General features: G+C 70.0%; 10 protein-coding genes. 1 reads left to right on the forward strand and 9 read right to left on the reverse strand.

All coding sequences use genetic code 11. The annotated features are described in order from the left end of the window. Positions 1-88: 88 nt before the first annotated feature. Positions 89-1,555 (forward strand): endonuclease/exonuclease/phosphatase family protein, encoded by a 1,467-nt coding sequence (locus tag FJY74_06555; GenBank protein MBM3307966.1) that lies wholly within the window; start codon positions 89-91, stop codon positions 1,553-1,555. Here the strand turns inward: FJY74_06555 and FJY74_06560 are convergent. The 9 genes from FJY74_06560 to FJY74_06600 form a co-directional block, all read right to left on the reverse strand. Beyond that, on the reverse strand, positions 1,443-1,880 hold the full coding sequence (locus tag FJY74_06560; protein ID MBM3307967.1) for a peptidoglycan-binding protein: 438 nt from the start codon (positions 1,878-1,880) through the stop codon (positions 1,443-1,445). The two genes, FJY74_06555 and FJY74_06560, sit on opposite strands and share 113 nt — an antisense overlap. A 312-nt stretch (positions 1,881-2,192) precedes the next feature. Beyond that, complete coding sequence (locus tag FJY74_06565; protein MBM3307968.1) at positions 2,193-5,222, reverse strand: M6 family metalloprotease domain-containing protein; 3,030 nt, start codon at positions 5,220-5,222, stop codon at positions 2,193-2,195. A gap of 176 nt (positions 5,223-5,398) precedes the next feature. After that, entirely contained in the window at positions 5,399-7,891 is a 2,493-nt protein-coding gene (locus tag FJY74_06570; GenBank protein MBM3307969.1) for a S8 family serine peptidase, read from the reverse strand. 189 nt (positions 7,892-8,080) lie between these two features. Then, a complete protein-coding gene (locus FJY74_06575) occupies positions 8,081-9,037 on the reverse strand; it encodes a YihY/virulence factor BrkB family protein (GenBank protein ID MBM3307970.1) in 957 nt (318 codons plus the stop codon). Continuing rightward, a complete protein-coding gene (locus FJY74_06580) occupies positions 8,976-10,616 on the reverse strand; it encodes a DUF1565 domain-containing protein (protein ID MBM3307971.1) in 1,641 nt (546 codons plus the stop codon). Before FJY74_06580 ends, FJY74_06575 begins: the two co-directional genes overlap by 62 nt. A gap of 43 nt (positions 10,617-10,659) precedes the next feature. After that, positions 10,660-11,244: a 2-oxoacid:acceptor oxidoreductase family protein gene (locus tag FJY74_06585; protein ID MBM3307972.1), complete on the reverse strand. Its 585-nt coding sequence runs from the start codon at positions 11,242-11,244 to the stop codon at positions 10,660-10,662. Further along, on the reverse strand, positions 11,241-12,119 hold the full coding sequence (locus FJY74_06590) for a 2-oxoacid:ferredoxin oxidoreductase subunit beta (GenBank protein MBM3307973.1): 879 nt from the start codon (positions 12,117-12,119) through the stop codon (positions 11,241-11,243). Before FJY74_06590 ends, FJY74_06585 begins: the two co-directional genes overlap by 4 nt. Further along, positions 12,116-13,276 (reverse strand): 2-oxoacid:acceptor oxidoreductase subunit alpha, encoded by a 1,161-nt coding sequence (locus tag FJY74_06595; GenBank protein MBM3307974.1) that lies wholly within the window; start codon positions 13,274-13,276, stop codon positions 12,116-12,118. Before FJY74_06595 ends, FJY74_06590 begins: the two co-directional genes overlap by 4 nt. Continuing rightward, positions 13,273-13,611 (reverse strand): 4Fe-4S dicluster domain-containing protein, encoded by a 339-nt coding sequence (locus FJY74_06600; protein ID MBM3307975.1) that lies wholly within the window; start codon positions 13,609-13,611, stop codon positions 13,273-13,275. The genes FJY74_06595 and FJY74_06600 overlap by 4 nt, the downstream gene beginning before the upstream one ends. Positions 13,612-13,751: the final 140 nt, after the last annotated feature.

Below are 13,751 nucleotides of genomic sequence, written 5' to 3' on the forward strand. Positions count from 1 at the left end.
CCAGGGCACATCTCTCGTTGCAGTGTGCCTGCCGGTGAGGATTATTGAACGCGTGGTCGGCAATACCCCGTCGGCGTGGAGGTGAACTATGCGCTCAGTCTGCTCTGCAGTCGTGACGGCTCTGGCGCTGGTGAGCCAGCCGGCTCTGGCCGAGGCGCCGTATGCGGTGGACGGACTCATCGAGGACTGGGGGGACGCTGCTCCCGCGTGGACCGACGCGATCGGAAATGGGGAACGGATCGACATCGGCCGCGTGTGGGTCCGCAGCGACGCCGAGCGGGTCACGCTCCGGTTCGAGGTCGCCCAGCACATCAACCTTCAGAGCGCCAACGAAGTCACGCTCATCATCGACGGCGATGGCGACGCTTCAACCGGCCAGTCGGTTCAGGGCTTGGGCGCAGAAGTCTCGTGGACCTTAGGCCGGAAGAAGGGGACGATGTGGCGCGGCGACGGCGCGAAGAGCATCGGGCAGTCGGACATCGGCCTCCGCCAGGCGCCCACCGTGTCCTCGGGCCAGTTTGAGATCTCGCTCCTGCGCCGCGTGGCGGACGGGACGGCGCTGATCCCCGGGCCCGTCGCATCGCTCGTGCTCGTGGACGGCTCCGGAGAGAAGGGCGACCGGGCGCCCGACGAGGGGGCGATCAGGGTCGCGCTCTCCGACGCGGCCCCGCCTCCCCCGCTCCCCGTGTCGCTCGAGAGGCGGCGTCCGGATGACGTCCGCATTCTGACCTGGAACGTCCTCTTCGACGGGTTGTTCAAGCGCCCGGCGCCGTTCATCCGCGTTCTCAGGGCCGTCGACCCGGACATCATCTGCTTTCAGGAGATCTGGTCGCACACGGCGGCCGACGCGGCCGACCATGTCTCGCTCGCCATCCCCGAGGCGACGTGGCACGGCGCGCACACCACCGAGGGCATCATCGTCAGCCGCTACCCGATCCTGGAGTCCCAGGCCGTTGACGAGGCCGGGAACTACTGGGCGCTCGTAGACCTCCCGGACGACCGATATGCCGCGGACATGTCGGTCGTGAGCGCTCACCCGCCGTGCTGCGACAAGGAGAAGGAGCGCCAGCGGGAGCTCGACGCCATCGCCGCGTGGGTTCGCGACCTCGCGACACCCGGAGGCAGGGAGATCCCGCAGGGCACGCCGATCGTGGTGGCGGGCGACATGAACCTCGTGGGGAGCGAGCGGCAGCTTCGGACGCTGCTGGCAGGTGAGATCGTGGACGAGGCGACCTTCGGTCCCTCGCGGCCACCCGACTGGGACGGCACGCCGCTTGCGGACGCGATGCCGCGCCTTGCCGGCGGGCGCGACACCTACACGTGGCGCGACGCGACGAGCCCGTTCGCTCCGGGCAGGCTGGACTACATCGTCTATTCGGACAGCGTCGCACGGCTCGGCAACGCGTTCGTGCTGGCCACCGAGTCGCTCGACGCGGAGACGCTCATGCGCTACGGGCTGCGCGCGGGGGACACACTGGAGGCGTCGGACCACCTGCCGGTGGTCGCCGACCTCGCTCTTGCCGGCGCGCGAGCTCGAGCAGGATCATCCGAATGACCATCGTGCGGTCGCGCTCCGGGATCTCCCCCACGGTGTCGGCGAGGGCCCTGAGCGTGGCCGCGTCGGGCTCGCCCGTCGGAGGAAGACCACGGGCCTCCTGGAACGCGATCAGAGCCTCGACGGCCTCCTGATCCCACTGCGCCGAGCCGTAGTTCGCCTCGTGGCCGAGGAACGCGAGCAGGGCCTTCACGACCGCCCGATCGCCGTCCGAGAGCGCGGGCGCACCCCTCGAGCCCGGGGCGGGCGCGGCGAGCGCGATCTGGGCAGGGTCGTCCACGACGATCTGCGGCTTCCAGCGGTGCGTCTCGATCGTCCCCGTCACGCAGACCGACTTGCCGTCGAAGAGCCGCTCGGGCGGCGTGCCGAAGCGCGACCGGCTGCCGTCCCAGATGACGATGGTGAAGATCTGGTTCGAAACGGCCGGTCGAGGTTGAGGAACGTCGGGCGTCCCGAGGCTGAGGGGAAGTGCGCGGCGCTCGCGACGTGGCCGCAGACCCTCGCCACCCGGCCGACGTAGCGAGCGGCCTCGGCAGCGTGGATCTGCGGGGTGTCAGTGGGCGCCGCACCTCGGCGCGGGGGAACGGAGGCGCAGCCGGCAAGCTCCACGTGCCGGTGGCCCTCGGTGGCCCGCCGCCTACCTCAGCACCGCCAGCTTGCTCGACAGCCTCTGCTGGCCCGCCTCGAGCCGGCAGAGGTACACCCCGGACGCCACATCGTGTCCTCGGTCGTCGCGTCCGTCCCACCAGGCCACATGGTGCCCCGCGGCCATGCGGTCGTCAAGCACCGTCCGCACCAGCCGCCCCGTGACCGAGTACACCCGAAGCGTGACGGCAGCCGTCGGCTCCGCCAGGCCGAACGCGATCTCCGCGCCGCCGCTGGTCGGGTTCGGTACGCCGGGCCGAAGGTATGCGACCCCGGGAGCGCCCGGCCCGGGAACGCCGGCGGAACACTCGTGCAGCACCCGCGCATGCGACTCGTCGGTCCAGGGCGTGTATTCCACCGGACCCGTGAACCACGCGGGATCCGGACACTCGCTGCCCCAGAAGTTGAGCACCGCAACGACCGCCACGCTGTCGCTGTTCGAGATCGTCCGTGTCCCGGGCTCGAGGAAGTCGTTCGCCGACCAGAGGCTCCCGCCGACGACGGGCCCCGGACTGCCGTAGTTCGCGATGTCCGACGATGAGTTCGCCACGAACGTGTTCGACACCACGGTCGGCCCCGAGCCCACGCATCGCAGCCCGCGCGTGTTGCCCGTGAAGAGGTTCCGTCGGAGGAGCGGCACGCCCCCGTCGTGGCAGTTGACGGCCGCCGTCGTCGCCCCGAGGAACTCGCAGTCCTCAACGACGAGGTCGCAGAGGTAGAGATCGAGCATCACGGCCACCGAGCCGGCGCCATCGAGGCGAAGCCCCTTGACCACGGCGTCCCGCCCGAGGCCGAACGCCGTCACCGCCGCCGGGACGCTCGTGACGCCCGCCCCGCGCATCCCGACGATCGAGACACCCGCCTTGAGCGCGAGCGACCCCGCGTACTCCCCGGGGCCGATCACGACCACGTCACCGGCCGCAGCGCTGGTCACGGCGGCGCCGATCGTCCGGTACGGCTGCAGGTACGACCCCATCTCCCACCCGGCGTACGAGCCGTCCACGTACCAGGCCCGCCCCGGAACGGAGACTCCCGCCACCGCCACGGAGGCCTCTCCGAGCGCGCCCCCGTGGTCCTCTGCGACGAGCCGATACCACCGCGCCTGGCCGGGCGGGCACGTCGCGTCCGTGTACGGCCCGGCTGCGACGAAGTCCAGCGTCTCCGCCGTCGCGAACGCCAGGGTGGAGTCGCGAACGACATGATAGCCCACGATGTCGGGGAGCAGCGTCGCCTCCCACCTGAGTTCGACGACCTGCCCGCCGCTGAGCGCGGCCACGCCGGTCGCCGCCGGCGGCGGCACGTCGGGCGTCGGGATGGCGGACTGCGGCGCTGTCGGGGGACTCGCGTTCCCGCCGGCGTCCACCGCGGACACCCTGAAGAAGTACTCCTTCCCCGGCTCGAGCGGCCAGTCCACGAGGTGCGTCGCCGTCGTCGTGCTGCTCACCGTGGCGGGACCGAACGCCGCGGTCGTGTCGCGCTCGACGCGGTAGTGCGACAGGTCGGCCGCGTTCACGGGGCTCCACTCGAGGAGCACGCACAGCTCGGCGCCTTCCACGGCGAACCCGCCGGGCGTCGAGGGCGGCGCGTCCATGAACTCGAATGTCATCACCGGACCCGACGCGCTGATGTCGGTGAACGACAGACCCGACTGGCTCCCGCTCCACCAGTTCGTGTTCGGATTCGTCAGCGGCGTGCACGCGACGTCCGCCGGCGCGGCGTACAGGTCGTACGCGTCGCCGGTGTTCACGTTGTTCTCGAGATGCCACTGGCCGTCGGCCTGCACGAGCGTCACGAGATAGTGGAGTGCGGGCGTCTGCTGCTGGTTGTTGTTGCTCCCCAGCGTGTCGATGTGCCAGATGGCGAGACCCGCGTCAGGGAGACCCGCGTCGCGACCGACCTTCTGGCGGTTCTCGATGAGGTAGTACTCGTTCGAGGCTGTGGGGTGGTTGAACTTGTAGACGACGTTGCCGTCGTCCGCCACCTGCACCCCCGCCTGGGGCTGCGTCAGGACCGTGACGTCTGCCCACCCCGCCCTGAGCTTCATGTAGGCGCACGGCTCGACCGGGTTCAGCGCGAACGCCCCGTACGCCATGAGGCAGTACACTCCGGCGCCCTTCGAGTCGTGATCATAGTCGTAGAGGTCGGGCCACCCCATGAGCATGTGGCCGTTCTCGTGGCAGAACGTCCCGAGCGTGAGCTGGCTTCCCATGTTCGTGATCTGGTATCGGTGCGTGCAGACCCCGTCGGCGCAGAAGCTCACCGTCCACGCGTGCGGCCACAGGCCCTGGGCCCACGAGTTCCAGCGGTCGCCCGCGTAGAAGCAGTTCACGGCGTCGATGATCCCGTTGTTGTCGGCATCGTACTGGCTGAAGTCGAAGCCGGCGTTGTCCATCGCCGTGAGGGCCTCGATGATGAGCTCGCGGGCGCGCTGCCCGTAGGGAACCGAGCTGTCGCAGTAGTAGGCCTTCGTGTGGATGGCGCGGTAGTACTGCGCGGGGACGTGGTTCGTGTACTTGAGGAGTCCCTCGGACACATCCACGAAGTAGTCGTACACCGAGCCGTTGTTGCCGTAGCCGGTGTAGCCGGGGGTGTTGCAGTAGGACGAGACGGTCCCGGGCGGGATGGTGCCCGGGTCATCGGAGAAGTCGATGATGAGCGTGATGCCGACCACATCGCCCGTGCTGGGACCCCGGTCGGCGCGCGTCCGCGGCGCGAGCGGGCCGTCGTAGGCGCGCCGCGCGAGGTCCGCGCGGACAGCGCGAGCCTGTTCGCTGGCAGCCTCGGGGGTGACGCGCACGTGTCTGACCAGCCCTGCCGGCGGCGCCTCCCGCGCGGGCACGCCGGTGGAGACGAGCGAACGGCCGTCGGTCGAGAGCCGCGCATAGCACAGGAACCCGGAGTCCGGATCGGGCGTCAGCGTGAAGCCGTCGGGCGTCTCGCCCACCGCGTAGAACTCGTCGCCCCAGACGACGACCTCCACGAGCGTGCCGTCGGGTTGGCGGATGGGGACGACCTCACCCATCACGGGCGCCGCGGAAGCCGGCGTGCCTGCGAGAAGGCACGCAAGGGCAGCCGGTGCACCGAGTCCGAGGACTGTGACCGTTCGAAGACGCATGTTCATCATCCCCGCACGTTGAGGTACGACTGAGGCGCGTGTGGGCGCCGAGACCGACGGAAGCGCCGGCGCCGCCGGCGACCCTATCTGAGCAGCACGACCTTCCGGACCTCGGACCACTCCCCGATCTCGGCCCGGCAGAAGTAGATGCCAGGCGACACGGCGCGGCCCGTGGCGTCGCGGCCGTCCCAGGCAGCGGCGTGGTGTCCGCCCGCCTGGCGACCTTCGGCGATCGCGCGCACGAGCCTCCCCCGCACGTCGTAGATGCGGATGGCGACCGCCGCGCCCGCCGACGGCACGGTGTAGGCGATCGACGTCTCGCTCGAGAACGGGTTCGGCCTGATGAGCGAGAGCGAGGCGACCGCCCCCTCGGGCACACCGGAGAGCTGAAGCGTGAGGCTCACGGTCTCGCTCGGCGCGCTCTCGTGGTTGCCGAGGTCCACGGCGAACAGCCTGTAGTAGTAGGTCCTCCCGAGCTCGAGGCCGGTGTCCAGATACGCTTCGTTCGGCGTCTCGAACGACGCCGCGCCGGCGCCGAACGCCGCGGTCGTGTCGCGCTCCAGCCGGTAGTGGTCGAAGTCGGGCTCGGTGTTGGCGCTCCACGCGAGCTGGATCTCGCCCTCGTTGGCGCCCGGCTCCGCGCCGAGCCCCGTCGGCGCGGCGGGAGGAAGATCGGGCGGCGCGCCCGCGCTCATGACGAGCGAGAAGCTCTGGTCCGGCTCGGGAAGAAGCGTCGCGACGACACGGACGGTCCAGGTCCCGCTCTCCGGAGACGCCACGAGAACCTGCTCCACGTTGTTGAGCTCATCCACGCCCGTGGTCGCGGGCGCGCTCGGGTCATCGGGGTCGAGCAGCCAGGGGCGGTGCGTGACGGCGCTCGGCGAGACAACCTCGAGGTCGAGATCGTTCACGAGCATCCTGCCGCTGCCCTGGTGGTTTCCGGGGTGATCGTCCCACGCGAGCGTCACCTTGAGCTCGCTCTCCCCGTCCACCCAGACCTCGTGCTCGGCCACGCCGCCGATCGAGAGCGTCCCCTGCCTGATGAGGTCCCACGCGCCCCCGTCGGCGCGGACGATGTCGATCGTGTTCTGGATGTTGATCCGCCCGAACCCGAACTGGTAGTCGGGACCGGTATTGCCGCGGTCCTCGGCGCCCTGGATGAGCAGCGCCTTGACCGTCGAGGGCCAGGCCGTCGTCCCGAACGTGCTCAGGAAGTCCTCCTGCGTCAGGAGGACGGACCCGGAGACCGCCGGGCACGCGTACGAGGTGCCGCACGACGTGCCATGGTAGTCGTTGTCGGTGTTCGTCGTGGTGATCCCGGTGTAGCTCTTGCAGCCCGGAGCGGTGACGTCCGGCTTGAGACGCCCGTCGGACGTCGGGCCGCGGCTGCTGAAGCCGCTGAGCGCGTCGTTGTCGGCGTTCGTGCTGCCGACGACGATCGTGTTCTTCGCGGTCGAACCGGGTCCGGGGACCGTCCCGTAGGGGAAGTGCGGGATCCAGTCCGCGCACGCCGTGCAGGTGCCGGAGTTGCCGGCCGAGAAGATGATGTTGAGCGCCGCCCCCTGGCTGCCGCGGACGATCGCGTCGAAGTTCTGGCTCCAGTCGTCGTAGGTGCCGTAGTACTCGCAGTAGTTCGGACAGAGCCCCCAGCCCCACGAGTTCGACGCGGCGATGATGCCGTACTGGCTGATGGCATCCTCGTACTCGTCATCCATGTTCTCGACGTCCTCAGGCCAGTTGTAGGAGGCGATGACGGCCTCCGTGGCCACGCCCCTCCACTGGTAGGGCGTGCCGCCGAAGTACTCGCTCCGCGTCCCATCACCGGCCAGGATGCCCGCGCACTTCGTTGCGTGCGAGCCCGTCGAGGCGCCGTCGGCGACGATGATCCGCCCCATGTAGTCGGCGTGGTTCGTGGCCACGGACCCGCTGTCCCACATCCCGATGGTGAGCCCCTGCCCGCTGAGGCCGTACGGCGCCGCCTGCACCTCGTCGGCGTTGATCGCGTCGCGGAGCACGTCGTTGTGCTCCTCCTTGTCCGGGAGCGGGCCGTCAACGTACTGGATGACGTCCTCGGCCGCGAGAGACCGCAGATCACCCTCGAGCTCGAGCGTGTACACGCCACCCGATCTGCCCGCCACCCGCCCGTGCGCCGCGAGGACCGCCTCGGCGTCCGCCACGTCGCGATAGGTGAAGACCCGCACGGTTCTCCGGCCCTCCGCCCGCGGCGAGATCTTGTCCTCGGGCGCAAGCGCGAAGACGGCGCGGACGTTCGGCGCGTCGAGCGCCCGTACGGCGCCCCCGCGGACCGAGGCCGTCCAGGCGAGGTTGGGGAGGTAGTCGAGGAGGACGATGCCCTGGGCGCGGAGCGCCTCCCTCTCGGCGAGCGAGGGGACCTCGTGGAACTGCACCACGAGGTGGGCGTCGGCATCGCGCGCGAGCAGCGACGACTCAGGCACGAACGCCCCGCGTGCGAGCACGATCTCGTGCCTCGCCGACGCCGCGGCGACGGCCGGCCATGCCAGGGCTCCGACGACCACCATGGCCACAGCGGCGCTCCGACGGATCCAGGCGTTCACGGTGAACCTCCGGACGAGAGTGGGTCAGGCGTGCGCCACATGGCTCGCGGCAGTCGCGCACCATGATCGCTCCCGCCGTGTGGCGCAAAGGGACCTTCCCATCAGATTATAGCACAGTCCATCCATCTTGTCTATGTCTAGCATCTGCCGTTCCCGAACTCCTGTCGCAGACGGTTCATTCTCGGGCTCCTATCTCCTACGATGCGCCGCATGGGGCCCGGGTGCAAGGCCGCGCACCGGTGGCGTCTCCGCGCTCCGGTGTTCCGCGATGGCGGCCCCAAGGTACGCCCCGAAGAGCACGATCGCCGCCACGGCGTACACCCACGAGAGGAACGCGATGAGCGCGCCGAGCGGGCCGTACACGACCCCGTACCTGGCGAACCCGCTTGCCAGGAACAGCGTGAACGCCCAGGTCGCGGCGAGCGAGCCCGCGCCCGCCGCGAGCGCCCCGGCGGCCGCGTGCCGCCACCGCACCGTGCGGCGCGGGACCAGCCGGTAGAGAAGCAGGAGCACGCAGAACACGAGCAGCGCCACGGCGATGCCTGGGTGGACGCGAGCGACCGCGCCGAGCGCCGCGGGCCGGCCGAGCCATGCGTTGAGCGCCGGGACGAACCGCAGCGCCGCCCGCACGACAAGCGCGGCGGCCAGGAGCGCGACGAGGCACCCGACGATGGCGAGCGCGCGCAGCCGCGCCATGAGCGCGTTGAGGGGCCGCGCCCCCAACCACGCGCGGTTCAGCGTCACCGCGAGGATCGAGAACCCGCTCGCCGCGGCCCAGAGAAGCCCGGCGAGGCCCGCGACGCCCGCCACGGCGCCTCCGGCCGCGAGGGCCACGGTGAGGTTGCGCTGGATGAGGTCAGCGAACGCGGGGGGAAACACGGCGAGCACGAGCCTGAGGACGTCGTCCTCAAGACCGAAGCCCGCGACGACGAGCTTCCCCGCGATGACGAGCACGAGAAGAAGCGGGAAGAGCGAGAAGACCGCGTAGAACGCCATGCTCGCGGCGCTCTCCGCGGCGTGCTCCTCGGAGAAGCGCCGGAAAGCGAAGCGGACGACGGCGGCAATCCCCGTCCTGAATTCGACCTTATCGTCGCTCGCGGCCGCTCGCCGTGGGGGCGACGGCCGCCGCGGCCAGGGTCGGGTCATCGTCCGAGTCCCACACGTCGTGCGCCATGATGTCGGGCACCGAGAAGTGGTCCCACACGTTGTGCCTGGCGAAGATGGTGTCGGCCTGTGTCGCCAGCACCTCGACCACGAGGTCGTAGCCCAGGTTCTCCGTGAGCGTGTTGCCGCCGGTCGAGCCGAAGGCGCCGCCCCCGAGGTCGCAGTCGCCCCGGACGCGCACGCCGGCGCCGCCGTTGCGCCTGACGACGTTCCCCTCCACGGGGCCCGTGGTCCGGAGCCACACGCCGTCGCCGGCGCAGTCCTGGACCAGGTTGTCCCCGCACAGCACGTCCGACCCGTAGGCCGCGATGCCGAGATGCGCCCCCTCGACCCAGTTCTCGACGATCTCGGCGTGCTGCCCGTAGCAGTTGATGCCGTAGGCTCCGCCGGTGACGGTGTTGTCGAACACGGAGCCGAGGGTCGAGGCCTCGACGCGGATGCCGCACGGGGCCGTGTCCTGGTGCGGAAGACCGCCCGTCGGCGCGTCGTACGGCAGCACGATGACGTTCTCCGTGATGGCGGGTGGCGTCGGGGTCGCGGTCACCACGGACACGGCGTCCCGCCCCGCCGGGCAGGTGATCACGTTCCCGTGCATGGTGAGCGCGCCGCCCACGAACGTCACCCTGACGTCGCCGTTCTCCAGCAGATTGCCCTCGATGGACATCACCTCGAACAACGAGCAAGTGGCGTAGATCCCCCCGTCGGGCAGCTCGTTCCCGACGATGCGGCAGCTGTCGCAGCCCACGAAGGTGAACTTGAGCGTGTCGCCTTCCACCAGGTTGCCCGAGACGACCGTCGTCGTGCAGTCGCGGGCCGTCACGAAGACGTCGTCGCCGATGTCGTTGTTCAGGAAGGCAGCCCGCTCGATCTCCCGCACGCTGAAGCGCACCCTCCCCCCGAGGTCGCTCCCGGCGACCGTGCACGACACGCCGGAGACGGCGCTGAACCGGAAGGACCCGGCCACCTCGCACGCGACGAGGGAGCGAGGAGCATCGCAGTCGACGTACGCCAGCAGGACGTCACCCGCGACGTCGCAGCCGTCGAGCGTGTACCACTGCGAGGGCGGCGCGTAGACGCTGCGATCGTCGACGAACTCGAGCGCGCAGTCGCGCACGAGGACGGGAGCCTGGTTCGCCGCGGTCGTGTCGGGCGCGGGGAAGCTGCAGACGTTGACGCACGCAAGGCGGGCGATGATGACCGTGTCGGCGGCAGAGGCGGTGTAGACGCATACGGTGCCCCCGATCGCGGTCCCGGAGGCGCCCGCCCCGCGGATGGAGACGGCGTTGCGGACGAACAGGGTGTCGCCCACGTCGTAGGAGCCCGCCGCGACGTGCACGACCCAGCCGTCCACGGCGATGGCGAGAGCCTCCTCGATGGTGTTGAACGGGTGCTCCTCGGACCCGTCCTCCGTTCCGGTGTTGGAGGCGTCGACGTACACGTGGCCCGCGGGCGGGCCGTCTCCGCCGGGCCCGGTTCCGCCCGAGCAGCCACTGAGCCACAGGATCACTGCCGCCAGCGCGGCCGCGGTCGCGATCCGCAAAGAAGCGTTGTGACGCAGCATGAGGCCTCCAGCTGGTCGTCGGCCGGCCTTCGCGGCGGGGCGCCTACCTTCCCCTGGCCCGCCCGCCCGCCTGCCGGCCCCTGGGGCTCTCCCCCACCACCTCCGCGCCGTACGACCATCCCCGCTCGAACGCCCTGCAGTTGATGTCAACGAGCCGCGTCGGGACGGACGACGGCAGCGCCTTCCTCGCGGCGTCCACGGTGATGACGTCGGTGACCGCGGTGAAGAAGCCGAGCATCACGATGTTGCCGACGATGCGCTCGCCGAGTTCCTCGGCGAACCGCGTGGACGGGATCTTCAGGAAGCGCCCGCCGGCGACCTTCCCCCCCGGCTTGACGAGGTCCTCGTCGATGATGAGCGTCCCGTCCTTCGTGATGGCCGACCCGTACTTGTCGTACGCCTCCTGCGACATGGCGACGACGATGTCCGGCAACGTGACGTACGGGTAGCGGACCGGCTCATCGTCAACGACGAGCTGCGCGCTGCACGCGCTTCCGCGCGCCTCGGGGCCGAAGCTCTGCGTGAGCGTCGCGTGCTTGCCGTTGTACAGCGCCGCGGTCCTGCCGATGATGTACCCGCACCGGATGACGCCCTGCCCGCCGAACCCGCAGATCCTGATCTCGTTCACCCGACGGCCCCCTCGTACGGAGCGTACTTCCCCCCGAAGACCTCGCCGTACCACGCGTTCAGGGACTCGAGGTAGGTCGGCCGCTCGCGGTCCACGAACTTCCCCACGACGATCTTGCTCTGGTAGTCGATGGCCAGCTCGCGCGTGTCCGCGCCGTGCCTGATCTCGCAGTGGTCGTGGTAGAAGCGCATGAGGTCGAGGCCCGTCCCGAGCCGGTTCTGCCGCGCGTACAGCGTGGAGCACGGGCTGATGACCTCGACGACCGAGAAGCCCGGCTTCAGGATGGCCTCGGCCATGGCGTTCGACAGCCTCCTGACGTCGAGCGCCGACCATCGGGCGACGTAGACCGCGCCGCACGACTCGGCGAGGTGCGGGATGTTGAACGGCTGCTCGTAGTTGCCGAACGGCATGGTCGCGGCCTTCGCGGTGATCGGGGTCGTCGGCGCCACCTGCCCGCCGGTCATCGCGTAGATGAAGTTGTTGACGCAGATGATCGTGATGTCCACGTTCCGCCGCGCCGCGTGGATGAAGTGGTTGCCGCCGATCGCGAAGAGGTCGCCGTCGCCGCTGATGACCACGACCTTGAGCTTCGGGTTCGCGAGATGGAGCCCGGTCGCGAACGGGATCGCGCGGCCGTGCGTCGTGTGGAACGAGTCCACCTTGATGTACCCAGCCACGCGTCCCGTGCAGCCGATGCCGGACACGACGGCCAGCTGGTCCAGGTCGAGACCGGCCCTCTCGATCGCGACCGCGAACGCGGTCACGGTCGTGCCGAGCCCGCAGGTCGGACACCAGATGTGCGGCATGCGGTCCATGCGGAGGAGCCCGTCCCTCGGATGCGTCGTGTCGGGAGCGACGCCCGCCTTCGTTGTCATCTCGCGCCCTCTCTGATCGCCTCGTAGATGCTCGTGGGATCGTGCACCCACCCGCCGCCGTGCGGCACGAGGATGGTGCGCGCCTGCCCGGCCGCGCACCGCTCGACCTCGTAGCACATCTGCCCGTAGTTGAGCTCCGGGACGACGAAGGCCTTCGCCGTCCGCGCCAGTTCCTTGATCCGCGTCTCGGGGAACGGCCACACGGTCACGAGCTTGAGGCTCCCCACCCTGAGCCCCTCGGCCCGCGCGCGCTCGATCGCCGGGACGGCCACGCGGCAGGAGATGCCGTACGACACGACCACGACGTCGGCGCCGTCGGTGGCCTCCTCCTCGAGTACGACGATGTCGTCCGCGCGCGAGCGGATCTTGTCCACGAGCCGGTGCACGCACTTCTCCTGGCACTCGGCGGACATGACCGGATAGCCGCGCTCGTCGTGCGTGAGGCCGGTCGTGTGGAAGCGGTGGCCGTCGCCGGCGCGCGCCATCCACGGGATCATGTCCTTGTCGGGCTCGTAGGGGCGGTAGGTCCCCTTCGCGCCGCGGTAGAGCTTGCGGGGAACGATCTCGATGTCCTCGGCCTTCGGGATGACGACCTTCTCCGTCATGTGGCCGACGCACTCGTCCATCATCACGAGCACGGGCAGGCGGTACTTCTCGGAGAGGTTGAAGGCCGTGATGACCTGCTCGAAGGCCTCCTGGGGCGACGACGAGGAGAGCGCGATGATCTCGTAGTCACCGTGCGAGCCCCACCTCGCCTGCATCATGTCGGCCTGTCCGGGAAGCGTGGGAAGGCCGGTGGAGGGGCCGCCACGCTGGACGTTGACGATGACCGTCGGCACCTCCATCATGAGGCCGAGGCCGATGTTCTCCATCATGAGCGAGAAGCCCGGCCCCGACGTCACGGTCATCGTCTTCGCGCCGGCCCACGATGCGCCGAGGATCGCGGCCACCGACGCGATCTCGTCCTCCATCTGCACGAAGAGCCCGCCGACCGCGGGGAACCTCGCCGCGATGCGTTCGGCCACTTCGGTGGACGGTGTGATCGGGTAGCCGGCGAAGAAGCGGCAGCCGGCGGCCAGCCCGCCCTCGGCCGCGGCGTGGTCGCCGTCCAGGTAGTGCTCGCCCGTGAGGACGCCCTTGGGTTCGGCCGTCGTCATGCGGCGCCCTCCTCCTTCTTTGCGTCTCCGTCCGCCGCATCGTCCTGCTCCACGCAGAAGATGGCGAACTCGGGGCAGAGAAGCTCGCACAGCCCGCAGTCCAGGCACACGCTCCCTGGCTTCACCGTCGGGTAGTGGTAGCCCTTGGCGTTGAAGTCCTCGGACATCTCGAGCACGTGGCGCGGGCAGTACTCGACGCAGAACCGGCAGCCCTTGCAGCGCTCCACGACGATGTGGATCTCGCCGTACGGGATCTTGATGCGGTCGGCGTCGAGCGGCTTGCGCCAGTACTTTGGCCTGGCGCTGCCGGGGGTCGGCCGAAGGTCGTGCGGCATCGAGAGCTCTCCGGGTGTTCGGGTCGACAGCGAGCAAGGACGGATGCGTGAACGCCCACGGCCCTGGCGGGCCACTGGAGCGCTCAGCCCATGAGATTCTAGGGCAAGCCGGGGGCGCGGTCAACGAGCGAGGCGCAGCC

Origin of the sequence: Candidatus Effluviviaceae Genus I sp., from assembly GCA_016867725.1 — a bacterium.
In the GTDB taxonomy this organism is placed as follows: domain Bacteria; phylum Joyebacterota; class Joyebacteria; order Joyebacterales; family Joyebacteraceae; genus VGIX01.